Genomic DNA, 22,943 nt, shown 5'->3' on the forward strand with positions numbered 1-22,943 from the left:
TCACTCTCCCGCGCCGGGGGCCGCGTGCCCCGGCGAGTGGGGCGGCGGAGCGTTCCGGGGCCGCTCGCCGCGATCCCCGACGTTCAGGACGCCGCGGGGCGTCAGCGTCACGACCAGGCGGGTCCCGGTGCGCTTGACGCGGGTCCGCCCGCGCTTCGCCGTCACGTACCACGAGACGCCGCCCTCGACGCTGTTGCTCTGTTCGGCCTGTACGTCCAGTTCGACACTGATGCCGTCGACGGAGAAGCCGACGGTCCTGCCGATGCCCTGCTGCTGTGCGGCAGCCAAGTCCTGGCGCAGCGACTCGATGGCTTCGGTCAGCGTCAGTCGCCGTGGTTCACGTGCCACTCGGTCCCCCCGATGCATGCGCGCCCTGTTCCGCGCCCGGTGACGGTGCCCCTCGGCTCACGCCGTGAGCCCTGTCCCGTGTGCGCAGCCCTCCTGTGTACTACCCGCTTGGCAACTGACCGACACAGCAGACGAGTTGACCCGAGGGGATGGACGGGCGCGCCGTCCGGTCAGGACACGCGCACCAGGTGCACCGCCGCGCTCGCCCAGTCGCCCGGCGGCAGCTCGGGCCGCAGGCCGTAGTCGCCGAGCACCGCGGCCGAATGCACCGCGCCCGTGCGGGCGTCGCGGTAACGGGCGGCGGGGTCGAGACCTCCCGGGCGCAGTACCGGGCGCGGGGAGCCATGGCGCGGGGAGCGCTGCCAGACCAGAAGCAGCGCCTCGCTGCCGTCCTCGGCCGTGTACTGCACCGCGGCGGGACCGTCGTCGACCGGGCCGCGCGGCCGGTGCAGCGTCCCGTGCTGCACGAGATGGCGCACCCGCTTGTACTGGGCCACCAGGTCCGCTCCTTCGGCCAGTTCGGCGTCGGTCCACCGGGTCAGATCACCGCCGATACCCAGGACCCCGGCCATCGCGACATGGAAGCGGAAGCGCAGCGGCACCGACCGGGCGGTGAGCTGGTTGGGCACGTCGGTGACCCAGGCGGCCATCGCCCGGGACGGGTAGATCTGGCCGTAGCCGTGCTGGATGAGGACGCGGTCCGCCGCATCGGTGTTGTCCGAGGTCCACGCCTGGTCGGTACGGGAGAGGATGCCCAGGTCGATCCGGCCGCCCCCGCCGCTGCACGCCTCGATCCGCAGGCCGGGGTGGTCGGCGCGCAGCCGGTCGATGACGCCGTAGAGGTTGTGCACGTACGCCGTTTCCAGGCGGTCCGCGCCGTCCGCGTGCTCCGGCCAGCCCGCCTCGCTGAAGGGGCGGTTCATGTCCCACTTGAGGAAGTCGATGCCGTGGTCGGCCACCAGGCGGGTCAGCCACCCGTGGGCCCACTCCGCGACGTCGGGGCGGGCGAAGTTGAGCACCAGCTGGCCGCGCAGTTCGGTGCGGGTGCGGTGCGGGAAGTGCAGGACCCACTCCGGGTGGCGGCGGTAGAGATCGCTGTCCGGGCTGACGCTCTCGGGCTCCACCCACAGGCCGAAGCGCATCCCGAGCCGGTGCACCTCGCGCACCAGGGGGGTGAGCCCGTCGGGGAAGCGGGTCGGGGACGGCGTCCAGTCGCCGAGCCCCGAGCCTTCGCGGCGGTGCGCGCCGAACCAGCCGTCGTCCATGACGTAGAGCTCGGCGCCGAGGGCCGCCGCCCGGGCCGCGAGCGCCTTCTGGCCCGCTTCGTCGACGTCGAAGCCGGTGGCCTCCCAGGAGTTGTAGAGCACCGGCCGCACCTCGTCGGCGTGGGGCAGCACATGGCCCAGGACGTACGCGTGCCAGGCGCGGCTGGTCGCGCCGAAGCCGCCCTCCGCGTACAGGCCGGCGTGGCGCGGGGTGGTGAACTCCTCTTCCGGCTGCAGGGGTTGGGTCATGCCGTCGCGTCCTGCGCCGCCGGTGAATCCCGTCCGGCCGTCGTGGGTGCGCTGCACGGTGACGCGCCAGCTGCCGCTCCAGGCCAGGGCCGCGCTCCACACCTGCCCGTGGTCCTCGGTGGCGTCACCCGCGTCGAGCATCACCCAGGGGTTCGCGTGATGGCCGGTGATGCCCCTGCGGCTGGTGAACACCGTCTCGCCGAACGGCACCCGGTCCCGGTGCAGTTGGGTCTCGGCGGACCACTGGCCCGTGACATGGCTGAGCCGGTAGTCGTCCCTCGCCGGAAGCGTCCATGCGGCCGAGTCGGCGCGCAGGAGTGTCACGGGGTCCTCGCCGGTGTTGCGCAGCACGCACCAGCGCTCGATGACGTCGCTGTCGTCGTGGACGCGGTAGTGGAGGGTGATCCGCAGGGGGTAGTGCCGGTCGCGGAACTCCAGGGCCAGTTCGGTCGTGCCGGGCGCCGGCTCTTGGACGCGGTGGCCTGTCGCCTGCCATTCGATGGCGCGGGTGCCGTCGGCGAAGCGCACCTGGAGGGAGGGGGTTCCGTACCGTGCCCCGCCGTCCACGGGCAGTTCCTCGCCGACCGGTGGCCGCCCCTCGAAACTGCTGGGGGACGGGGGAGGGGGAGCGGCGAACTCCTGTGCCTGGGCCAGGGTCAGCCGCGGTCCCCACGCAAGGTGGCAGGGCGCTCCGGTCCCGTCGATCCGGAGCGCGTAGGAGGTGTGCGGGGTGCAGAGCAGCCAGACCCCGGTCTCAGGGGCGAAGGAGATCACAGGCATGGATCCTCACGTTGAGATAGCGCCTTGAGAACATGCGGCAGCCAACACTTCCTTCGATCAGCTGTCAACACCCCTGTCATGGCGCCCATTTGAAAGCTGTAGGTCCTCTGGATTGGGTTTTGAAAGGTGCTTGCTTCTTTCATTGACAGAGGAAAAGAACACCCCCTACGTTTCGGCCATGCGCTCGACGACCCCTCGGATCGACGTGGTCCCGGCACCCACACCTGCCGCTTCCCAGGTCTTCACCACTGTTCTGACCCACGGCCCGCTCACCCGGATCGAGATCTCCCGGCGGACCGCGCTCTCCTCGGCCGCGGTCACCAAGGCGGTACGGCCGCTGATGGCGGCCGGCTACCTCGTCGAGGGAGCGGACGAGGAGGCGCGGCCCTCCCTCGGGCGGCCCGCCACCCTGGTGCGGGTCGACGGCGGACGGGCCCTGTTCATCGGCGTCAAGGTGACCGGCGACGAGATCATCGCGGTCCTGGCCGATCTGTGCTGCCGTATCCGCGTCGCCCGCCATCTCCCGGTCACCGACCGCGATCCCGGAGCCGTGCTCGCCTCGATCTCCGGGCTCGTACAGGAACTGCTCACGGAGGCCGAGGGGTTCGGCGTGGAAGTGCGCGGGCTCGGCATCGCCGTATCCGGCGACGTGGACCGCGCCGCCGGGGTCGTGCGCTACTCGCCCTTCCTGGACTGGCGCGACGTGCCGCTCGCCGAACTGGCCACCACCGTCACCGGGTTGCCCGTCACCGTCGACAACGACGTCCGCGCGCTGACCGTCGCCGAGCAGTGGTTCGGCGCCGGGGCGGGCATCTCCGACTTCGCCCTGGTGACCGTCGGCGCGGGCATCGGCTGCGGGCTCGTGGTGCACGGCAAGGTGGTCTCCGGCGCGCACGGCGTCGCCGGCGAGATCGGCCATCTGCCGATCGACCCGCTGGGCCCGGAGTGCCACTGCGGCAACACCGGCTGCGTGGAGGCGATCGCCGGTGACGCCGCGATCATCCGCCGCGTCCGCGAGGTGACCGGCACGCCGGTCGCCGACTCCGCCGGGGCCCTGGACCTCGCGCACCGGGGTGATCCCGGCGCCCGCGAGGCCTATGCGCGCGCCGGGGAGGCGATCGGTCGTGCCATCGGGGCCGTCGTCAACGTCCTGGGACCGCAACGAGTGATCATCTCCGGCGAAGGTCTCGCCGCGTACGACCTGTTCGCCGAGCAGATCCGCGAGGCGTTCACCGCGTCCGCCTTCGGCACGGCCGCGCAGTGCGACGTGATGACACGTCCGCTGCCCTTCGAGGAGTGGGCGCGCGGGGCCGCGGCCACCGCGATCCAGTCCTTCATCGGCATAGACACGTACTAGGAGTAGTCGCGATGACGCAGCAGAGCCGCAGACCCTTCCCCGCCCCTGAGCCGAGCCGCACGCCTTTCCCCGCCCCTGAGTCCAGCCATGCGCCTTTCCCCGCCCGCGCGCCCAGCCGCCGCACCGTGGTCCGCGGATCCCTCGGGGCCGGCGCCGCCGCCCTCGCCGCGCCGCTCCTGAGCGCCTGCGGCGGCGGACCGGCCGCCGACCCCAAGACGGTGACCTTCGGATCCAACGGCGCCGACGCCACCCCCAAGAAGGCCTACTCCGCCGTCACCGGCGCCTTCACCGAGGACAGCGGCCTCAAGGTCAAGACGAACACCGTCGACCACGACACCTTCCAGAAGAGCATCTCCACCTACCTCCAGGGCACGCCGGACGACGTCTTCACCTGGTTCGCGGGCTACCGCATGCAGTACTTCGCCAAGAAGAAGCTGGCCCGCCCCATCGACGACGTATGGGAGAAAATAGGCTCCGGGTTCAGCGACGCGGCCAAGCAGCTGTCCAAGGGCGAGGACGGCAAGTACTACTTCGTGCCGCTGTACAACTACCCGTGGGCCGTCTTCTACCGGAAGAGCGTGTTCCAGGACAAGGGATACGAAGTCCCGCGTACCTGGAGCCAGTTCACCGCTCTCGCCAAGCAGATGAGGAAGGACGGGCTCTCGCCGATCGCGTCCGGCTACGGCGGCGGCGACAGCTGGTCCGTCCTCGGAGCCTTCGACTACCTCAACCTGCGCGCCAACGGCTACGACTTCCACATGGACCTGATGCGGGGCGAGGTCGCCTGGACCGACCGCCGCACCACCAAGACCCTCGACCTGTGGCGCGAGCTGAGCGGCTTCTACCAGCCGGGCGCGGGCGGCCGCTCCTGGCAGGACGCCGCCCAGTCGCTGCTCGACAAGAAGTCGGGCATGGCCGTCATCGGACTCTTCCTCGGCCAGCAGATCACCGACGAGAAGCTGCGCGCGGACATCGACTTCTTCCCCTTCCCGGAAGTCGACCCCGCCCACGGACAGGAGACCGTCGAGGCCCCCACCGACGGCTTCATGCTCAGCCGCGAGCCGAAGAACCAGAAGGGCGCCGCCAAGCTGCTCGCATACCTCGGCAGCGCGGACGCGGAGAACCTCTACATGGGCGTCGACCCGAGCAACGTCGCCGTCAACTCCGGTGCGGACACCGGCAAGTACAACGCCCTGCAGAAGAAGTCCGCCGACCTGATCGCGTCGGCCAAGCACATCACCCAGTTCGGCGACCGCGACAGCGACCCGGGCTTCATCTCCACCGTCGTCCTGCCGGGCTTCACCCAGTGGCTCGGCCACCCGGACGACGGGACGGCCCTGCTGAAGAAGATCGAGTTCCAGCGTTCGCGCTTCTTCACGGCCTGACGCGGCCCGACTTCACGGCCGGCCCGACACGCCCCGCCAGATCCTGACGCGGCCCGCCACATCCTGACGCGACCCGATACGGCCTGATCAGGTCCGGGAAGGTTCACCATGTCCTCCGTGCGCTCAGCGCCCCCGTCCAAGCGCGCCCGCCCCCGGCGGCTCGGCCCCGGCGACCGCGTCTTCCTCACCGTCATCGTCGGCATTCCGCTGCTGGCCCTGCTCGTCTTCGTCTGGCTGCCGGCGCTCGCCTCCGTGGGCCTGTCCTTCACCAGCTGGGACGGCATCGCCCTGTCCGACATCCGCTGGACCGGAGTCGACAACTACCGGGAGATCTTCACCAACTACCCGCCGTTCTGGCCCGCCGTCCAGCACAACGTCGTCTGGCTCCTCTTCACGGCGCTGCTTCCCACCCCGTTCGGCATCTTCCTCGCCTACCAGCTCGACCGGAAGATCCGGTTCACACGCATCTACCAGACCGCGATCTTCCTGCCGATGGTGCTCTCGCTGGCCGTCGTCGGCTTCATCTGGGAGATCATCTACAACCCCGACAACGGACTGCTCAACGGCATCCTGAGCGGGGCCGGTTCGAGGCAGCCCATCGACTGGCTCGGCGACCCCGACCTCAACCTGTGGGCAGTACTCGTCGCGTCGGCCTGGCGGCACACCGGCTACATCATGATCCTCTACCTGGCCGGTCTCAAGGGCTTCGACCCCGCACTGAAAGAAGCCGCCGCACTCGACGGCGCCAACGGGCGCCAGACGTTCCTGCGCGTCGTCTTCCCCGCGCTCAAGCCGGTCAACATCATCATCCTCGTCGTGACCGTCATGGAGTCCCTGCGGGCCTTCGACATCGTCTACGTCCTGGGCGGCGGCACCGGCAGCAAACCCGGCATGGAGCTCCTCTCGCTCCTGATCACCGACAACATCATCGGCGAGTCCAGCCACATCGGTTACGGCTCCGCGCTCGCGGTCGTCCTGCTCGTCGTCTCCCTGCTCGCCATCTGCGCCTTCCTCGTACAGACCTTCCGCAAGGAGGACCAGTGACCGCGACCGTCACCCCGCCGGCCGCCGGGTCACGCACCCGCCGCATCCCGCCGCCCGACAACGGCCCGCGCCGCCCCCGGCGGCAGACCGGCCGCCACCTCCTCCTCGGCGGGATCGCCCTCCTGTGGCTCGTCCCGCTGCTGTGGGCGGTCTACACCTCCCTGCGGCCCTACGAGGACACCGCGGAGCACGGCTACCTGTCCTGGCCGCACGGCATCAGCCCGGAGAACTTCTCCGACGCCTGGAGCCAGTCCGGGATGCCGCACTTCTTCTGGAACTCCGTCCTCATCACCATCCCCGCGGTGCTGGGCACCCTGCTGTTCTCGGCCGCCGTCGCCTTCTTCGTCTCGCGCTTCGACTTCCGCTGGAACATCGCGCTGCTGATGTTCTTCACCGCGGGCAACCTGCTGCCCGCGCAGGTGCTCATCACCCCGCTCTACCGGCTCTACCTCCAGATCGGTCTCCCCGGCTGGATGAGCGACTCGTTCCTGCTCTACGACTCCGTCTGGGGCATCATCGCGATCCACATCGCCTACCAGTGCGGCTTCTGCACCTTCGTCCTCAGCAACTACATGCGGACGATCCCCAAGGAGATCACCGAGGCGTCACTCGTGGACGGCGCCCCCGTGTGGCGGCAGTTCTTCCAGATCGTCCTTCCGCTGTGCCGGCCCGCGTTCGCGGCGCTCGCCACCCTCGAATCGATCTGGATCTACAACGACTTCTTCTGGTCGCTCGCCCTGATCGACACCGGCGACAAGCGGCCGATCACCTCCGCCCTCGCCAATCTCCAGGGCCAGTACTTCACCAATCCCAACCTCATCGCGGCCGGTGCGCTCATGACCGCGATCCCCACGCTGCTGGTGTATTTCGCGCTCCAGCGCCAGTTCATCAGCGGGTTGACCATCGGTTCCGGCAAGGGCTGACCCTCTGCCCCCGACCCCTCAGGAGGTGCGGCCCGTGCGGTCGTCCCTGTACTCCTCCGTGCTCGTCCTGGCTCTCGCCGCAGGTCTGACGACGGCCGTGCCCGCCACGGTCGCCGCTGCCCCGGCCGACCCGCCCGCGGCAACCGCCGACCTCGCGCAGAAGCCGTACATGGGCTGGACCAGCTGGTCCATGCAGTCCTCCAAGTACCCCGGACTCAACCCCGACGGCGACTACAGCTACCTGACCGAGAAGAACGTCCTCGAGCAGACCGACGCCATGGCCGCCAAGCTCAAGAAGTACGGCTACGAGTACGTCAACATCGACGCCGGCTGGTGGCGCGACATGGCGTGGAAGCCGGAGTTCGACGCCTACGGCCGCCAGGCGCCGAACGCGGGCCGCTTCCCGCGCGGCATGAAACCGGTCGCCGACGACATCCACGCCAAGGGACTCAAGGCGGGCATCTACCTGCCGGTCGGACTGGAGAAGGAGGCCTACGGCGAAGGAAAGGTGCCCGTCTGGAACGCCGAGGGCTGCACCACCGCCGACATCGTCCACGACGACCTGCGCACCACCAACGGCTGGGACAGCGCCTACAAACTCGACTTCTCCCGCCCCTGCGCGCAGAAGTACATCGACTCCCAGGCCCGGCTCTTCGCCGACTGGGGCTATGACTTCCTCAAGCTGGACGGCGTGGGCCCCGGCTCCGCCAAGAGCGGCGAGAACTACGACAACGTCGCCGACGTGGCCGCCTGGAAGAAGGCGATCGCCAAGACCGGACGCCCCATCCACCTCGAGATCTCCTGGTCGCTCGACATCAACCACGTGGCCGACTGGAAGAAGTACTCCAACGGCTGGCGCATCGACACGGACGTCGAGTGCTACTGCAACACCCTGGTGTCCTGGGAGAACTCCGTCGACGACCGCTGGGACGACGCACCCGGCTGGACCCGGCACGCCGGTCCCGGCGGCTGGAACGACCTCGACTCGCTGAACGTGGGCAACGGCGAGATGGACGGCCTGACCAAGGCCGAACGGCAGAGCTACGCGACCCTGTGGGCCATCGCCAAGTCGCCCCTCTACACCGGCGACGACCTCACACGCCTCGACGACTACGGCGTGTCCCTCCTGACCAACCGCGAGGTCATCGCCCTCAACCAGGGCAGCACGCCTCCCGCCAGGCCCATCACGCCCTCCGGTCACCGGCAGGTCTGGAGCGCGAAGAACGCCGACGGCAGCCACACCGTCGCCCTGTTCAACCTCGGCGACTCGCCCGCCGCCGTCACCGCCGACTTCTCGACGCTCGGCTTCTCGGGCCGGGGCAAGGTCCGCGACCTGTGGAACCACGAGGACCTCGGCACGTACAAGGACAAGGTGACGCAGACGCTGCCCGCGCACGGCTCGCGCCTGTTCACCGTCACACCCCGCGGTCCCGAACAGCAGATGACGGGGTACGAGGCCGAGTCCGATGCCAACACCCTCAGCGGCAACGCGGCGGTCGGCGACTGCGCCGCCTGCTCGGGCGGCAGCAAGGTCGGCAATCTCTACCAGGGCGGAAAGCTCCGGTTCGACGACATCGTGGTGCGCAAACCCGGCCGCTACGTCATCGACGTCGCCTACGTCAGCGGTGACCCCCGCACGGCCCGGGTCTCAGCCAACGGCAACGGCTCCACCGCCCTGAAGTTCCCCTCCACCGGGGACTGGGGGACCGCCGAGACGATCGGCGTACCGGTGACCCTCAAGGCCGGCACGAACACGGTCACCTTCGACAGCGGCGACGGATACGCCCCGGACATCGACCGGATCGACGTACCCGAGCGGTCCTGACCTGCCACGTCCGTGCTCGACACACCCCTCCCGCACGCACAGTCCTTCCTCCCGCACGCATAGTCCTCCTGAACGGAGTGCCTAGTGGACGACGACCAGCACACCGACGCACCACGCCCCAGACCCAGCCGCCGCGACATCCTCTCGATGGCAACCGCCGCGGGCGCCTTCACCGCACTGGGCGCTCTGCCCGCCTTCGCGGACTCCGCCCCCGTGACCCGGCCGACGCACTCGCCTCTCCTTTCCGAAGCGGCGACGACCCGCTTCTGGTACCAGGCGCCCGCATCCGACCGGGCGATGATCGAACAGGGTCTGCCCGTGGGCAACGGGCGCCTGGGCGCCCTCACCGGCAACGACCCCGCCCGCGAACTGCTCCTGATCACCGACGCCACTCTGTGGACCGGCGGCCGCAACGCCACCCTCGACGCGGACGGTCAATTCCCCTACGGGCGAGGCGACTTCGGCTCCTTCACCCTGCTGGGCCGGCTGACCGTCGACATTCCCGACCACGACCTCTCGGCCGTCTCCGACTACCGCCGCGAACTCGACATCAGTCAGGGGCTCGTCACCTCCTCGTACGTCCGCTCAGGGGTCACCTACCGGCGCGAGATCTTCGCGAGCCATCCCGACGACGCGATCGTCCTGCACTTCTCCCAGACGGGCGGCGGGCGCTACACCGGAACGGTGAGCCTCGCGGGCACCCATGACGAGGCAACCGCCGCGCACAGCCCCCGTACCGCCTCGTTCGGTGCCGCCTTCCCCGACGGCGGGCTGCGCTACGGCGCCGCGGTGACGGCTTACAGCACCACAGGCACCGTGGCCGTCGAAGGCCCGCGGATCACCTTCGCCGGATGCAAGGAGCTCACCGTCGTGGTCAGCGGCGGCACCAACTACGCGCCCGACGCGGCCGCCGACTACCGCGACCCCACGCTCGACCCGCAACGCCTGGCCAGGACCAAGGTCGCCGCGGCGGCCCGCCACCCGGCGACCACCCTCCTGCACTCCCATGTCGCCGACCACCGGCGCCTGTACGAGCGCATGGACGTCTCGCTCGGCACGTCCTCGCGTGCGCAACGCGGCCTCGACACCTGGGAACGCGTACAGGCACGCGCCCGCGACGGCGAGGCGGACCCCGAACTCGAAGCCTCCTACCTCCAGTTCGGCCGCTACCTCATGATCGCCGGATCCCGCGACAGCCTGCCGCTCAACCTCCAGGGCCTGTGGCTGGACGGCAACGACCCGGACTGGATGGGGGACTACCACACGGACATCAACATCCAGATGAACTACTGGATGGCCGACCGGGCGGCGCTCTCCACCTGCTTCGACGCCTACGCCGACTACTGCCTTGCCCAGCTCCCCTCCTGGACCGAGCTCACCCGCACCCTGTTCAACGACCCGCGCAACCGCTACCGCAACTCCAGTGGGAAGATCGCGGGCTGGACCGTGGCCATCTCCACCAACATCCACGGCGGCAACGGCTGGTGGTGGCACCCCGCGGGCAACGCCTGGCTGGCCAACTCCCTCTTCGAGCACTGGGAATTCACCCAGGACCGGGCCTACCTCGCCAAAATCCACCCGCTGCTCAAGGGCGCCTGCCAGTTCTGGGAGGCGCGGCTGCTGACGACGACCGTCACCGACGAGGCCACCGGGAAGAGCCGCGAGGTTCTGATCGCCGACAGCGACTGGTCCCCCGAGCACGGCCCGCTGGACGCCAAGGGCATCACCTACGCCCAGGAACTGGTCTGGGCGCTCTTCGAGAACTACCGCACCGCCTGCTCCGTCCTCGGCAGGAACACCGCCCACGGCAAGACCGTCGGCGAACTCCAGGAGCGCCTCCACCTCCCGCAAGTCAGCCCGCAGACGGGCTGGTTGCAGGAGTGGATGTCCCCGCAAAACCTCGGCGAGACCACCCACCGGCACCTCTCCCCGCTGGTCCAGCTCTTTCCCGGCGACCGGATCCGCCCGGACGGCTCGACCCCCAAGACCCTGGTCGACGGCGCGACGGCGCTGCTCACCGCGCGCGGCATGGAGAGCTTCGGCTGGGCGAACGCCTGGCGCGGCCTGTGCTGGGCACGGCTGAAGGACGCCGACAAGGCCTACCAGCTGGTCGTGAACAACCTGCGGCCGTCCACCGGCGGCAGCAACGGCACCGCGATGAACCTTTTCGACATCTACGAGGTGGAGAAGGGGAGCGGCATCTTCCAGATCGACTCCAACTTCGGCACCGCGGCGGCGATGCTGGAGATGCTGGTCTACTCGCGCCCGGGCCACATCGAGCTGCTGCCCGCCCTGCCCGGGGCCTGGGCCCGCTCCGGCTCGATCACCGGGGTCGGCGCACGCGGCGGCTTCGTCGTCGACCTGCGCTGGCGGTCCGGAAAGGTCACCGAGGCACGGCTGCACAGCGTCGGCGGACGCAGCACCACGGTGGCCTACGGGGGAGCGACGCAGAAGATCACCCTGAAGCCGGGCGGCTCCGTCACGCTGCGGGGAGCGGGCAAGTGAGGCCCGGGTTGTGGTCCACGGTGCGTCGTGGAGTGATCGGTATCGTCTGCGGGCTAGTCCTGGCACTCGGCTTACCGACGACGGCGGCATCGGCGGCGGGGCAGGGGTCGCAACATCAGGTCGTGACCTGGGGAGCGAGCGCCGACCGGCTCGGCCAGGCGGTGGCCGACCGCAGCTACCGGCTGATCGTCCGTACGAGCGTCGGCGGCACCCATCCGCGCATCAGGCTGTCCAACGCCTTCGGCGACCAGCCGGTGACCTTCGGGAGCGTCTACGCCGGAGCGCGCGAGGAGGGTGCCCGGCTGGTCCCCGGCAGCAACCGGCGGATCGCCTTCGGGGGCGCACGGTCGATCACGGTGGCGCCGGGCGGCAGCGTGACCAGCGACCCGCTGCCCGGACGGCTCGCGGCACAGAGCGACCTGGTCATCAGCCTGTACGTGGCCGAGGCCGCGGGCCAGGCGACCGGCCACGGCATGGCCATGCAGACGTCGTACGCGGCCGGCGGTGACCACGCCCGTGAGGAGGGCGGGGCGAACTGGAGCGAGCGGATCGGCTCGTGGTTCTACCTCGACGCGGTGAGCGTGGAGAGCGGGACGGACACCGGCGCGGTGGTCGTACTCGGCGACTCCATCACCGACGGCTGGCAGTCCACCAGCGACACGAACCGCCGCTGGCCCGACTACTTGTCCCGGCGGCTGCAGAGCACGTCAGGGCCCGGCATCAAGGGCGTGGCCAACGAGGGCATCTCCGGCAACAAGGTCCTCGCGGACGGCGCCGGGCAGAGCGCTCTGGCCCGGCTGCAGCGAGACGTCCTGTCCCAACCGGGCGTGCGCACGGTGTTCTTGTTCGAGGGCATCAACGACATCAAGGCGCACACCGGCGTCACCGCGGCCCAACTCATCGCCGGATACCGCCAGATCGTCGACCGGGCACACGCGGCGGGCAAGTGCGTGGTGGGCGGGACGGTCCTGCCCTTCAAGGGCTGGTCGGAGTTCGACGCCGCGGGCGAGGCCGTGCGTCAGGAGGTCAACGACTTCATCCGGAACAGCGGAGAGCTCGACGCCGTGACCGACTTCGACAAGGCGCTGCGCAGCCCGTACGACCAGGAACGGCTGCTGCCGGTCTTCGACGGCGGAGACCACCTCCATCCCAATGACAAGGGAATGCGGGTGATGGCGGACACCGTGGACCCGGCGAAACTGGGTTCTTGCTGAAACAGCAAGGAAGATTGCCGTTCGGCTACGGGCGGGCGCACCGTATCCGCATGACTGAAATCAACGAGCGAGACATTGCCGCGAACGCGAACGCGAGCGCGGACGTAGACGTGGACGTGGACGTGCTGGTGGTCGGGGGCGGCGCCGCCGGGCTTTCGGCGGCGCTGACCCTGGCCAGGGCCAGGCGATCCGTCCTCGTGGTCGACTCCGGGGAGCCGCGCAACGCTCCCGCCGACGGGGTGCACGGGTTCCTGTCCCGTGAGGGCCTCGCACCGGGCGACCTGCTGCGGATCGGCCGCGACGAGGTCGCCGGGTACGCCGGGCGGATCGTGTCGGACCAGGTCACAGGGGTCCGCCGGGTCGGCGGGCGGTTCGTCGTGGACACCGCCAGCGGCCGCAGCCATGGCGCGCGACGCCTCCTGGTGACGACGGGTCTTGTCGACGAGCTGCCCGATGTCCCCGGCCTACGCGAGCGCTGGGGCCGTGACGTCCTGCACTGCCCGTACTGCCATGGCTGGGAGGTGCGCGACGAGCCGATCGGCATCCTCGCCACCGGCCCGATGGCCGTGCATCAGGCGCTGCTGTTCCGGCAGTGGTCGGCGCAGGTGACGCTGTTCCTGCATACCGTGGGCGAGCTGAGCGAAGAGCAGTGGGAGCAACTGGCCGCCCGCGGCGTCGCGGTGGTCGACGGCGAGGTGAGCGGCCTGGACATCGAGGAGGACCGGCTCTCCGGCGTGCGGCTGGCCTCGGGCAAGCGCATCCCCGTACGGGCCCTTGCCGTCGCCCCGCGTTTCGAGGCGCGCGGCACCGTACTGGCCGGGCTCGGGATTGAACGCGTCGGTCACCCGATGGGCGTGGGCAGTTACGTGGCCTCGGACGCGTCCGGGTTCAGTGGCGTCGAGGGCGTGTGGGTCGCGGGCAACGTCACCGACCTCGTGGCCGGAGTCATGGTGGCCGCGGCCTCGGGGATGACGGCAGCGGTAGCGATCAACGCCGACCTCGTGGCCGCCGACACGACGGCGGCGGTGACGGCGCGGCGTGCCATGGACGTCTTCGGTCCGGCTGCCGAGGCGGCCAACTGCAGGCAGGTCATGGGGGAGCGGCGGCACGGCATCGAGTCCGTTCTGACGGGCGGCGACGCGCACGATCGCGGGACCCGGCAGGGGTGAGGGGCGGGCAAGGATGGCGTGTCGCCGGGCCATGTAGCCTTCAGCGGCGCGCTCTGTCCCCGGGGTGCCCCTTGTTGTGTCTCACCGCCGTGCCGAGGACTTGTCCGATGCCTCAGACGAACCTGCCCGACGAGCTGCACCCTCAACTCCCCGAGTCGTTGCAGGACATACTGAAAAGTAATCAACTGCACGCCGCCCTGGAGTGGTTGTTGACCAACCCGCCGCACGTGATCGCCGATGAGCTCGGCCGGATGGACACGGTCGACGCGGGCAAGGCGTTCCGGCTCCTCGACAAGGACCGGGCCCTGGCCGTCTTCGAGGAACTGGAGCCGGTCGACCAGCAGCAGATCCTGGAAGGGCTGCGCGATCACACCTTCCGGGAGCTCGTCGAAGGCATGGACCCCGACGACCGGGCGCGGATGCTGCGCGAAGCACCGGCCAAGGTCGCCCAGCGGGTGCTCGCCGGGCTGAGCCCGAACGAGCGGCGGATGACCTCCGCGCTGCTGGGCTACCCGGAGGGCTCCGTCGGCCGCTATATGACCCCCGAGGTCGTGGCGCTCGGTCAGGACCTGACCGTGCAACAGGCGTTGCAGGTCGTACGGGAGAAGGGCGGTCAGGCCGAGACGGTCTACACGCTGCCCGTCGTGGACGACGGGCAGCGCCTCACCGGCATCGCGGAGCTGCGTGAACTGGTGCTCAGCCCGCCGGAGACGATGGTCTCGGCACTGATCGTCACCGAGCCGGCGTCCGTCTACGCCACCGACTCGGCCGAGCGGGCGGCCCGGCTGATGCGCGAGACCAACGACCTGAACCTGCCGGTCGTCGACAGCGAGAACCGCCTCGTCGGTCTGCTCACCATCGACGACGCTCTCGAAGTGATCGAGGCCGCGGACACCGAGGACGTGGCCCGGCAGGCGGGAGCCGCACCCTGGGCGGGGCACTACATGGCCGCGACGGTGTGGCAGCTCGCGCGTTACCGGGCGCTGTGGCTGAGCCTGCTGCTCGTCGCCGCGACGCTGACCGTCAGCGTGACGCAATCCTTCGAGAGCACGCTGGAAAAGGCCGCGCAGCTGGCTATGTTCATCCCGATGCTCATCGGCGCGGGCGGCAACGCCGGGGCCCAGGCGGCGACCGCCTGCGTACGCGCCTTGGCCGTCGGCGAAGTGCGCGGATCGGACCTGCTGAAGGTCATATGGCGGGAGTGCCGGGTCGGCCTGGTCCTGGGCTCGCTGCTCGCGATCCTCGGTGTGGTCGTGGGCGCGGTGTTCGTCAGCGCCAAGATCGCGCTGGTGGTCGGGATCACCCTGGTGGTCATCTGCGGCTGGGCGGCGACCATCGGCGGCACCATGCCGCTGCTTGCCAAGCGGCTGCGGATCGACCCGGCGGTGGTGTCGGCGCCGATGGTCACCACGCTGGTCGACGCGACCGGTCTGGTCATCTACTTCATGACGGCGAAGGCCGTGCTGGGGATCTGAGCGCGGCGGCCTCCCAAAACCTCGCCTGTTTCTGCCGTGCGCGTGTCGATCCGCCCGTGGTTCGTTCGACGCAATGATGCGGAGCAGGACACCGCGGGCCAGGACACCGCAGGGCAGGACCACGAGGGAGAAGTCATGCCGAAGGTACGCGTGCACAACGTCACCGTCTCGCTGGACGGCTTCGCCGCCGGACCCCACCAGCGCCTGGACGAGCCCTTCGGGGACAACATCGAGGGGCTGCACGACTGGATGATCGCCGCGATGCGCGACCGCGCCGAGGGCAAGACGGGGATCGACGTCGAGCAGATCGAGCGCAGCGAGGAGAACATCGGCGCCACCATCATGGGCCGCAACATGTTCGGGCCGCAGCGCGGACCGTGGCAGGACGAGTCATGGCGGGGCTATTGGGGAGACAACCCGCCCTACCACCACGACGTGTTCGTGCAGACCCACCACCTGCGGCCCTCGATCCCGATGGAGGGCGGCACGACGTTCCACTTCACCGGCGAACCCATCGAGACGGTCCTCGCGCGGGCCTTCGAGGCGGCGGGTGGCCGGGATGTCCGTATCGGGGGAGGCGCGGCCACCGTGCAGCAGTATCTGCGCGCGCGGCTGATCGACGAGATGCACCTGGTCGTCGTGCCCCTGCTGGTCGGCAGCGGCGAGCGGCTGCTCGACAACGTGGCCGAGGGCATCGACGGCTACCGGGTGGCCGAGCTGATCAGCTCCGCGACGGCCACCCACGCCCGCCTGGTCCGCCGCTGAGGCTCACTCGCGCGGAGGCTGGGCGGCCCCCTCGGCGGCGGCGTGCGCGTCGACCTGCCGTCCTACCTCACGCGCCTCGTCGGTCAGCGCCTGCAGTCTGGCCTCGGCTTGATCCGCGCGGGCCTGGAGGCGGGCGGTGTCATCGGCGATGACCTGGCAGGCCAGATCCATCGCGGCGTTCACGTCCTCCGCCGACGCGCGCTCCGACAGCTCCTCCAGGGCGCTCTTGACCGCGGAGATGCCGCCGCGCCGGTGGATGTCGTTCCAGAACTCATAGTCCATCGGGGCAGTTTGCCGGATCGGCGCCCGTGGAGCGAACCGGGCCTGGCTGCCCCGAAGACCTGCGCGCCCGGCCCCGGCCCGCTAGGCCCGCAGGCTCTCGATGACCTCGCGGCAGGCGGACGCAGCGCTTTCGGTGGCCTCGGAGCAGAGGCGGCAGTGCTCGTGCTGCGCCGCGTGCTGGGCGCACAGCTCGTTGCTGTCGTCGCAGGCCATCACGCACGCCTGTAACTGCGCGGCCAGCAGCCCGTGATCGGCGTCCGTGCCGCGTGTCAGGAGCCGCCGGGTGGCGAAGACGACGTCGGCACAGTTCAGATCGCGGTTGACTGCGGTCCGCAGTTCATCGGCCTCTTTCTCGGCGAGCATGCCGACCGCGCAGGCGGTGACGGCCTGTTCGCACGCGGAGAGGGCGTCGGCGGCGGTGGCGAGGGTGTGGTTGTCGAGGTGGTCGGCACGAGAGGCAAGGCTGTCGAACAACTCGCGTGTCTGGAGCATCGCGTCTCCAACGGAGTCTTGAGGGGCCCCGGTCCCGGCGTTTGCCGGCCCTGAGGATTCCCGGTCTCCCGACGCTAGTGCCGCCGCTTGCGCCGGTGAAGGGCGCGGGTACGCCAATCGCGGCGCGCACGGCCCTGCGATGAAGCATCCCCGCAGAGCCGATCTCCTCGCGCCCACCGGTGTGGCGCGCGTCACATAATTCTCGCGATGCGCCGGGAACTCTTCTGCCTCTCCGGCCGACTCCTGCACCGGCCCCAACGGCCAGTTCGCGCCACCCTTCATCCAGGAGAGCAGCTCATGTCCGCCGAACCCACACTTCTGGCCCCGGACGAGGGGCAGGCGACCCAGGGGGCGCCACCCTCCGCAGGACGGTCAGGATGGGCGTCGCTGCGTCCGCTCGTGCTGCGCCTGCACTTCTACGCCGGGGTGCTCATCGCCCCCTTCATCCTCGTCGCCGCCACCACGGGGCTTCTGTACGCCTGCTCGTACCAGGCCGAGAAGATCGTGTACTCCCACGAACTGCGCGTTCCCGTCGGCGAGAACAAGACAGAGCTGCCGATATCGAAACAGGTGGCCGCGGCCCGCAAGGCGCACCCCCAAGGCACGGTCAGCGCGGTGCGGCCCTCGCCGGAGGACGGCGCGACCACCCGCGTGCTCCTGTCCGGAACACCGGGCGTGGACGCCGACCACACCCTCGCCGTGTTCGTGAACCCCTACAACGGCGAAGTGCGCGGCGCCCTGGAGCAGTACGGCTCCACCGGCGCACTGCCGCTGCGCACCTGGATCGACGAACTCCACCGTGATCTGCACCTGGGGGAGACCGGCCGGCTCTACAGCGAACTGGCCGCGAGCTGGCTGTGGGTGATCGCGGGAGGCGGCCTTGCGCTGTGGTTCGGCCGCCGCCGCTCCCAGCGCAAGGTGCGCGGGGCCACCGGCCGGCGGCGCACGCTCTCGCTGCACGGCTCGGTGGGTGCATGGGCCGCCGTCGGGCTGATCCTGCTCTCGGCGACGGGGCTGACCTGGTCGACGTACGCCGGAGCGAGCGTCGGTGATCTGCGTACGGCGATCGGGCAGACGACGCCCGAGCTGACGGCAACCGCCGCGGGCGGCGGCGAGCACGCGGGGCACGGTGCAGGGGGCTCGGGCGGAGCGGCCGGAGGCGACGATGCCGGGCTCGATGCCGTCCTGAAGTCGGCACGGGCCGAGGGGCTCTCCAATCCGGTGGAGATCGTGCCGCCCGCCGACGCCTCATCGACGTACGTCGTCCGGCAGATCCAGCGCAGCTGGCCCGAGAAACAGGACTCCGCCGCCGTCGATCCGGCGACCGGCGAGGTCACCGAAGTGCTGCGGTTCGCCGACTACCCCGTGCTCGCCAAGCTGACCCGCTGGGGCATCGACGCCCACACCGGCTCGCTGTTCGGGATCGGCAACCAGATCGCCCTCGCCGCGCTCGCCCTCGGTCTGATCCTGATGATCGTGTGGGGGTACCGCATGTGGTGGCAGCGCGGCCGCGGCAGTTCCTTCGGGCGTCCGATGCCGCGCGGGGCGTGGCAGCACGTACCGGCGTACGTCCTGGTCCCGCTGATGGCGGCGATCGCCGTGCTCGGCTACTACGTGCCGCTGCTCGGCATCCCGCTGGCGGCCTTCCTCGCCGTGGACATCGCGCTTGGCGAGATCGCCTACCGGCGCGGCAGGCGCACTTACGCCTGACGGCCGCTCAGTCGTGGGTGCTCGCGCCGCTGAGGTGATGGTCGGCGAGGTTCAGGACCTCGTCGACCACGCGGCGCAGGTGTCCGTCGGGCGGGCCGTAGATCATGCGTCGCCCTTCCTTGCGTACGGACACGAGCCCGGCGGTGCGCAGTTTGGCCAGGTGCTGGCTGACCGCCGGGCGGGCTGCGCCGCACGCGGCCGTCAGGGTCGTGACGTCCGCCTCGCCCTTGGCGAGGGTGTGCAGCAGGGCGAGGCGGGTGCGGTCGGCGAGGAGGCCGAGAACCTCGGCCGCATGCGCGAAGTGCTCGGCGCCCGGATCTTGCGGGTGCGCATCGTGCGCAGGTGATAGGTGCATGCGTGCGCTCATACGCACATAATGGGCCGGGGCGCCTCGCGGTGTCCACTCTCCCGTCCCGCGTCGGAAGGCCGCACTCGTGAGCGAGCAGCACGGACAGCACGGACACCCCCACCCTCCGCACGAACACCGTCAGCAGCACCACGAGCACGGCGGTGGCCACGGCCGCGACCACGGGCACGGCCAGGGCCACGGTCATGAGCCGGGCCGGGCGGGGCGCCTGGCCGGGTGGCGCCACAAGGCCGGGCACGTGCTGAAACCGCACTCGCACGAGGCCGCGGACAAGGTCGACTCGGCCCTTGAATCGTCCGCGCGCGGCATGCGCGCGCTGTGGATCTCACTGGCCGTCCTGGGCGTGACGGCAGCGGCCCAGGCGGTGATCGTGGTGCTCACCGGCTCGGTCGCGCTCCTCGGCGACACCGTGCACAACACGGCGGACGCGCTCACCGCGATCCCCCTCGGCATCGCCTTCGTCCTGGGCCGACGGGCCGCCACCCGCCGCTTCACCTACGGCTACGGCCGGGCCGAGGACCTCGCGGGCATCGTCATTCTGCTGACGATCGCCGCGTCGGCGGTCTTCGCGGCCTGGGCGGCGGTCGACCGGCTGATCGATCCCCGCAGCCTGAACCACCTCTGGGTGGTGGCGGCCGCCGCCGTCATCGGCTTCATCGGCAACGAATGGGTCGCCCGCTACCGCATCCGCGTCGGCCGCGAGATCGGCTCGGCCGCCCTGGTCGCCGACGGCCTGCACGCCCGCACGGACGGATTCACCTCCCTTGCCGTCCTGTTGAGCGCGGGCGGCGCGGCCCTCGGCTGGCCCCTCGCCGACCCGATCGTGGGCCTGCTGATCACCGCCGCGATCCTGCTGGTCCTGCGGGACGCGGCGCGCGAGGTCTTCCGCCGGGTGATGGACGCCGTCGACCCCGCTCTGGTCGACGCGGCGGAGCAGGCGCTCCTGACGGTTCCCGGTGTACGCGGGGTCGGCGAGCTGCGCCTTCGCTGGATCGGACACCGGCTGCGCGCCGAGGTCGCGGTGGTCGTGGACGGGGAGTTGTCGGTACGGGAGGCGCACCAGGTCGCGGTCGACGCCGAGCACGCCCTGCTGCACGCAGTGCCGAAGCTGACCGCGGCCCTGGTGCACGCCGACCCCGCGGACGTGCCCGGCGCCCCGGACCCGCACATGGCCCTCGCGCACCACGGGGCGTGAGCGGGGCGGGCCTTCACCCCTCTGCACCGTCACCGCCCAGAGCCCCGAGCCCCGGCACGGGCCCGGCGGCGGCTAATATCTGCGGCCATGGCGTCAGGTCTGCGGGACACAGCGTGCGGGGAGCGGCGTGCCGCCGCGCGCTGCACCGTGTTCGGGATCGGCCTGGCCACCCTGCTGGCCCTCCTGTGCGTGTGTTTCGGCTCCGCGGCCCATCACGACGACCCGCGCGCCCGTGACGTCGTCGCCTCCTCCGCGTCTGTGGCCGGCGGCCCGGCATCCGCCGGGGAAGCCTCGCTCGGCCACAGCTGTCCCCCCGCCGACCGGTGCGCCTCCGCCGCGCACACCGCGGCGCTCACGCTCCCGGCGCCGGAGCCGACGGTGCCGACGACGCAGGCAGAGGCGGGACTGCCCGCAGCCCCGGCCACCGCACATCCCGTACCGCAGCAGCCTGTTCACCGGTACGCCCCGGATCTCCACGTCCTTCAGGTGCAGAGGACCTAGACCGGCCCGCCGCGCGGGCACGCCCGCGCGCTCGTGCCGATCACCTCACACACCATCACCGTCACCACCGCCGTGCCCCGGGCACGGCGGGGACAAGGACATCCCCGGACATGGGCACCTCCAAGACAGGCAAGTCGGCCGCAACGTCCGCCGCACGCAAGGCCCGCATCCAGGAGCAGCGCCGCGCCGAGCAGGCGCGCGACCGCCGCGACCGCGTCATCGCCATCACCGCGGGCGTGGCCGTGCTGGCCGGGCTCGCCGGATTCGGCTCGTACGTCCTGCTCGACGCCTCGGAGAAGAAGGACAAGGAAGAGGCCGTGGCGCAGGCACCCGTCAAGGGCGAGAAGACGTGGGACGCCAGGAAGCTCGGGCGCAACCACGTCACGAAGAAGGTCGACTACCCGATGACCCCGGCGGCGGGCGGCGATCACAGCCAGGCGTGGGCCAACTGCCAGGGCGATGTGTACGACAAGCCGCTGGGCGAGGAGAACGCCGTTCACTCGCTGGAGCACGGCGCCGTCTGGATCACGTACAACGACAAGGCGTCGACCGGCGACATAAAGACGCTGAGTCAGAAGGTCAGCACGACGCCCTACACGCTGATGAGCCCGGTCAAGGAGCAGAAGGGCGCCCTCACGCTCACCGCGTGGGGCCGCCAGCTCGTCGTGGAGAAGGCGTCGGACCCCCGCGTCGAGCAGTTCCTGGGCAAGTACGTCCAGGGCGAGCAGACTCCGGAGCCCGGCGCGGCCTGCACGGGCGGGGTCGGTCCGGCGTAGGTGCCTGAAGGGGAGCGGCCGGGCGGGGGAGTCGTCGCCCTTCCGGCCGCTGTCGCCGGGTGTCATCGCGGGGCGGTGCGCTTAGTCTCTGTGGTGTGCTGAGCATCGTTGATGATCTGGCCGGGTTCGGACCGCTGCGGATGTGCGCCCACGCGCCGTCGGCCGACGCCCCCGACGACCCCGATGACCTGACGGGTCTGCGCGTGCTTCTCGTCGCGGACGTGCTGGCCCGCGTCGTCGAACTGCGCGGCCGGACCGTGCTCGTCGGGTGGACCTGTCCGCCGGCGGCCGCGGCCGATGCCGCCGGTATCCGCCCGGCCGATGCCCACGGCACCCCGGACGAGATCACCGAGACTCTCGGCGGTCCGCCGGCCGTGCACCTCACCAGCCGTACGTACGAAGGCAAGGGCGGCCTGTCCCTGCAGATCGGCGAAGCCGTCACCGCGGGAAGCCGGGGCCAGGGCCAGGGCCAGGACCAGGACGCGGACCGGGACCCGCTCGCCCTGCGGCTGCTCCTGCTGGGCCGCCCGCACCACGAACCCGTCGACGTCAGCGAGGAAGCCTTCGACGCGAGCGGCGAGAAGCTGGCCAACTGGCGCAGGAGAGTGGCGGCCTGGGCCGATGAGCCGTCCAAGGCGATGCCCGCCGACATGGTGCGAGAGGCCATGGCCGCCCTGGAGAACGGTCTCGACACCCCGGCCGTACTGCGGATCCTCGACGGCCTGGAGGCAGCCGCGGACGTACCCGGCGGCGCCAAGTTCGAGACGTTCGCCCATCTCGACCGCGTCCTCGGCCTGGAGGTCGTCCGCGACGTGGGCCGTGCGCCCGCCGCTGAGATGGAGCGGTGAATTCCGAGGTAACGCGGGGTGGACGGGGCAGCTGTACATAGTCTGGGCGGATGGCCGCCTCTGTAGAAGATCCCGCTCCGGAACCAACGCGCGAGGGGGGCTCGGCTGGCCGCGTTCCGGCCGTCCTCGGCGCACCCCTGATGGAGCGTGACCACGCGGAGCGCGTCGCCCGCGTGCTCAAGGCGATCGCGGACCCCACCCGCCTGCAACTGCTCCACCTGATCCAGTCCGCTCCTTGCGGTGAGGCGTGCGTGGGCGAGCTGACCGACCGGCTCGGGCTGCGGCAGCCGACGGTCAGTCATCACCTGAAGACCATGAACGAGGCGGGCCTGCTCGCCCGCGAGCGGCGCGGAACGTGGGTGTGGTACTCGGCGGATCCGGCGGGCATGAAGGCGGTGCGGGAAATCTTGCGGGCGCCGGCTCGCGGAGCGGCCTGACGAGCTGCCAGGTGCCGCTGTGCGTCAGGCC

The 22,943-nt window shown here is 70.7% G+C and carries 21 protein-coding genes; 16 read left to right on the plus strand and 5 right to left on the minus strand.

Annotation, left to right across the window (positions count from 1 at the left end):
* Both ACWFR3_RS18200 and ACWFR3_RS18205 read right to left on the minus strand, forming a co-directional pair.
* Complete coding sequence (locus tag ACWFR3_RS18200; protein WP_453735584.1) at positions 1–348, minus strand: trypco2 family protein; 348 nt, start codon at positions 346–348, stop codon at positions 1–3.
* 170 nt (positions 349–518) lie between these two features.
* Positions 519–2,642: an alpha-galactosidase gene (locus ACWFR3_RS18205; protein ID WP_453735585.1), complete on the minus strand. Its 2,124-nt coding sequence runs from the start codon at positions 2,640–2,642 to the stop codon at positions 519–521.
* Between the two features lie 178 nt (positions 2,643–2,820).
* Between ACWFR3_RS18205 and ACWFR3_RS18210 the strand changes: the two genes are divergently transcribed.
* The 10 genes from ACWFR3_RS18210 (at position 2,821) to ACWFR3_RS18255 (ending at position 16,304) form a co-directional block, all read left to right on the plus strand.
* Positions 2,821–3,999 carry an ROK family protein gene (locus tag ACWFR3_RS18210; protein WP_453735586.1) on the plus strand — a complete coding sequence of 393 codons (1,179 nt, stop codon included), beginning with the start codon at positions 2,821–2,823 and terminating at the stop codon, positions 3,997–3,999.
* Positions 4,000–4,010: 11 nt separating this feature from the next.
* Entirely contained in the window at positions 4,011–5,384 is a 1,374-nt protein-coding gene (locus tag ACWFR3_RS18215) for an ABC transporter substrate-binding protein (protein WP_453735587.1), read from the plus strand.
* A 108-nt stretch (positions 5,385–5,492) separates the two neighbouring features.
* Complete coding sequence (locus ACWFR3_RS18220; protein WP_453735588.1) at positions 5,493–6,428, plus strand: carbohydrate ABC transporter permease; 936 nt, start codon at positions 5,493–5,495, stop codon at positions 6,426–6,428.
* Positions 6,425–7,351 carry a carbohydrate ABC transporter permease gene (locus tag ACWFR3_RS18225; protein ID WP_453735589.1) on the plus strand — a complete coding sequence of 309 codons (927 nt, stop codon included), beginning with the start codon at positions 6,425–6,427 and terminating at the stop codon, positions 7,349–7,351. The genes ACWFR3_RS18220 and ACWFR3_RS18225 overlap by 4 nt, the downstream gene beginning before the upstream one ends.
* Before the next feature lie 34 nt (positions 7,352–7,385).
* The gene (locus ACWFR3_RS18230; protein WP_453735590.1) at positions 7,386–9,176 is read left to right on the plus strand and encodes an alpha-galactosidase D; all 1,791 of its coding nucleotides are present in this window, start codon (positions 7,386–7,388) and stop codon (positions 9,174–9,176) included.
* A gap of 147 nt (positions 9,177–9,323) precedes the next feature.
* Entirely contained in the window at positions 9,324–11,681 is a 2,358-nt protein-coding gene (locus tag ACWFR3_RS18235; protein ID WP_453735623.1) for a glycosyl hydrolase family 95 catalytic domain-containing protein, read from the plus strand.
* Between the two features lie 59 nt (positions 11,682–11,740).
* Positions 11,741–12,895, plus strand: a complete 1,155-nt coding sequence (locus ACWFR3_RS18240; RefSeq protein WP_453735624.1) for an SGNH/GDSL hydrolase family protein — start codon at positions 11,741–11,743, stop codon at positions 12,893–12,895.
* Positions 12,896–12,945: 50 nt separating this feature from the next.
* Complete coding sequence (locus tag ACWFR3_RS18245) at positions 12,946–14,064, plus strand: NAD(P)/FAD-dependent oxidoreductase (RefSeq protein WP_453735591.1); 1,119 nt, start codon at positions 12,946–12,948, stop codon at positions 14,062–14,064.
* A 107-nt stretch (positions 14,065–14,171) separates the two neighbouring features.
* Positions 14,172–15,539 carry a magnesium transporter gene (mgtE, locus tag ACWFR3_RS18250; RefSeq protein WP_453735592.1) on the plus strand — a complete coding sequence of 456 codons (1,368 nt, stop codon included), beginning with the start codon at positions 14,172–14,174 and terminating at the stop codon, positions 15,537–15,539.
* Between the two features lie 135 nt (positions 15,540–15,674).
* Positions 15,675–16,304: a dihydrofolate reductase family protein gene (locus ACWFR3_RS18255; RefSeq protein WP_453735593.1), complete on the plus strand. Its 630-nt coding sequence runs from the start codon at positions 15,675–15,677 to the stop codon at positions 16,302–16,304.
* Positions 16,305–16,307: 3 nt separating this feature from the next.
* Here ACWFR3_RS18255 and ACWFR3_RS18260 read toward each other — a convergent pair whose 3' ends face one another.
* Positions 16,308–16,586 carry a hypothetical protein gene (locus ACWFR3_RS18260; RefSeq protein ID WP_453735594.1) on the minus strand — a complete coding sequence of 93 codons (279 nt, stop codon included), beginning with the start codon at positions 16,584–16,586 and terminating at the stop codon, positions 16,308–16,310.
* Positions 16,587–16,667: 81 nt separating this feature from the next.
* The gene (locus ACWFR3_RS18265; RefSeq protein WP_453735595.1) at positions 16,668–17,078 is read right to left on the minus strand and encodes a hypothetical protein; all 411 of its coding nucleotides are present in this window, start codon (positions 17,076–17,078) and stop codon (positions 16,668–16,670) included.
* 297 nt (positions 17,079–17,375) lie between these two features.
* On the opposite strand from ACWFR3_RS18265, the gene ACWFR3_RS18270 reads away from it, so the two are divergent.
* Positions 17,376–18,788: a PepSY-associated TM helix domain-containing protein gene (locus tag ACWFR3_RS18270; protein ID WP_453735596.1), complete on the plus strand. Its 1,413-nt coding sequence runs from the start codon at positions 17,376–17,378 to the stop codon at positions 18,786–18,788.
* 7 nt (positions 18,789–18,795) lie between these two features.
* On the opposite strand, the gene ACWFR3_RS18275 is transcribed toward ACWFR3_RS18270, so the two are convergent.
* A complete protein-coding gene (locus ACWFR3_RS18275; RefSeq protein WP_453735597.1) occupies positions 18,796–19,143 on the minus strand; it encodes an ArsR/SmtB family transcription factor in 348 nt (115 codons plus the stop codon).
* Positions 19,144–19,222: 79 nt separating this feature from the next.
* Here ACWFR3_RS18275 and ACWFR3_RS18280 point away from each other — a divergent pair, with 79 nt between their 5' ends.
* The 5 genes from ACWFR3_RS18280 to ACWFR3_RS18300 all read left to right on the plus strand — a co-directional run bounded on the left by ACWFR3_RS18280 (position 19,223) and on the right by ACWFR3_RS18300 (position 22,912).
* Positions 19,223–20,350: a cation diffusion facilitator family transporter gene (locus ACWFR3_RS18280; RefSeq protein ID WP_453735598.1), complete on the plus strand. Its 1,128-nt coding sequence runs from the start codon at positions 19,223–19,225 to the stop codon at positions 20,348–20,350.
* A gap of 87 nt (positions 20,351–20,437) precedes the next feature.
* A complete protein-coding gene (locus ACWFR3_RS18285; protein ID WP_453735599.1) occupies positions 20,438–20,851 on the plus strand; it encodes a hypothetical protein in 414 nt (137 codons plus the stop codon).
* Positions 20,852–20,961: 110 nt separating this feature from the next.
* Positions 20,962–21,627 carry a DUF3105 domain-containing protein gene (locus ACWFR3_RS18290; protein ID WP_453735600.1) on the plus strand — a complete coding sequence of 222 codons (666 nt, stop codon included), beginning with the start codon at positions 20,962–20,964 and terminating at the stop codon, positions 21,625–21,627.
* A gap of 95 nt (positions 21,628–21,722) precedes the next feature.
* Positions 21,723–22,475, plus strand: a complete 753-nt coding sequence (locus ACWFR3_RS18295) for a hypothetical protein (RefSeq protein ID WP_453735601.1) — start codon at positions 21,723–21,725, stop codon at positions 22,473–22,475.
* 50 nt (positions 22,476–22,525) lie between these two features.
* On the plus strand, positions 22,526–22,912 hold the full coding sequence (locus ACWFR3_RS18300) for an ArsR/SmtB family transcription factor (RefSeq protein WP_453735602.1): 387 nt from the start codon (positions 22,526–22,528) through the stop codon (positions 22,910–22,912).
* The last annotated feature ends 31 nt before the right edge of the window (positions 22,913–22,943 follow it).

Source organism: Streptomyces sp. NPDC055189 (genome assembly GCF_053606765.1).

What these genes read in the sequence shown, in the direction of transcription:
- ACWFR3_RS18205 (WP_453735585.1), bottom strand. Translation starts at nt 2,642, where the DNA reads ATGCCTGTGATCTCCTTCGCCCCTGAGACCGGGGTCTGGCTGCTCTGC.
- ACWFR3_RS18210 (WP_453735586.1), top strand. Translation starts at nt 2,821, where the DNA reads ATGCGCTCGACGACCCCTCGGATCGACGTGGTCCCGGCACCCACACCT.
- ACWFR3_RS18215 (WP_453735587.1), top strand. Translation starts at nt 4,011, where the DNA reads ATGACGCAGCAGAGCCGCAGACCCTTCCCCGCCCCTGAGCCGAGCCGC.
- ACWFR3_RS18220 (WP_453735588.1), top strand. Translation starts at nt 5,493, where the DNA reads ATGTCCTCCGTGCGCTCAGCGCCCCCGTCCAAGCGCGCCCGCCCCCGG.
- ACWFR3_RS18235 (WP_453735623.1), top strand. Translation starts at nt 9,324, where the DNA reads ATGGCAACCGCCGCGGGCGCCTTCACCGCACTGGGCGCTCTGCCCGCC.
- ACWFR3_RS18245 (WP_453735591.1), top strand. Translation starts at nt 12,946, where the DNA reads ATGACTGAAATCAACGAGCGAGACATTGCCGCGAACGCGAACGCGAGC.
- mgtE (WP_453735592.1), top strand. Translation starts at nt 14,172, where the DNA reads ATGCCTCAGACGAACCTGCCCGACGAGCTGCACCCTCAACTCCCCGAG.
- ACWFR3_RS18255 (WP_453735593.1), top strand. Translation starts at nt 15,675, where the DNA reads ATGCCGAAGGTACGCGTGCACAACGTCACCGTCTCGCTGGACGGCTTC.
- ACWFR3_RS18260 (WP_453735594.1), bottom strand. Translation starts at nt 16,586, where the DNA reads ATGGACTATGAGTTCTGGAACGACATCCACCGGCGCGGCGGCATCTCC.
- ACWFR3_RS18265 (WP_453735595.1), bottom strand. Translation starts at nt 17,078, where the DNA reads ATGCTCCAGACACGCGAGTTGTTCGACAGCCTTGCCTCTCGTGCCGAC.
- ACWFR3_RS18270 (WP_453735596.1), top strand. Translation starts at nt 17,376, where the DNA reads ATGTCCGCCGAACCCACACTTCTGGCCCCGGACGAGGGGCAGGCGACC.
- ACWFR3_RS18275 (WP_453735597.1), bottom strand. Translation starts at nt 19,143, where the DNA reads ATGCACCTATCACCTGCGCACGATGCGCACCCGCAAGATCCGGGCGCC.
- ACWFR3_RS18285 (WP_453735599.1), top strand. Translation starts at nt 20,438, where the DNA reads ATGGCGTCAGGTCTGCGGGACACAGCGTGCGGGGAGCGGCGTGCCGCC.
- ACWFR3_RS18290 (WP_453735600.1), top strand. Translation starts at nt 20,962, where the DNA reads ATGGGCACCTCCAAGACAGGCAAGTCGGCCGCAACGTCCGCCGCACGC.
- ACWFR3_RS18300 (WP_453735602.1), top strand. Translation starts at nt 22,526, where the DNA reads ATGGCCGCCTCTGTAGAAGATCCCGCTCCGGAACCAACGCGCGAGGGG.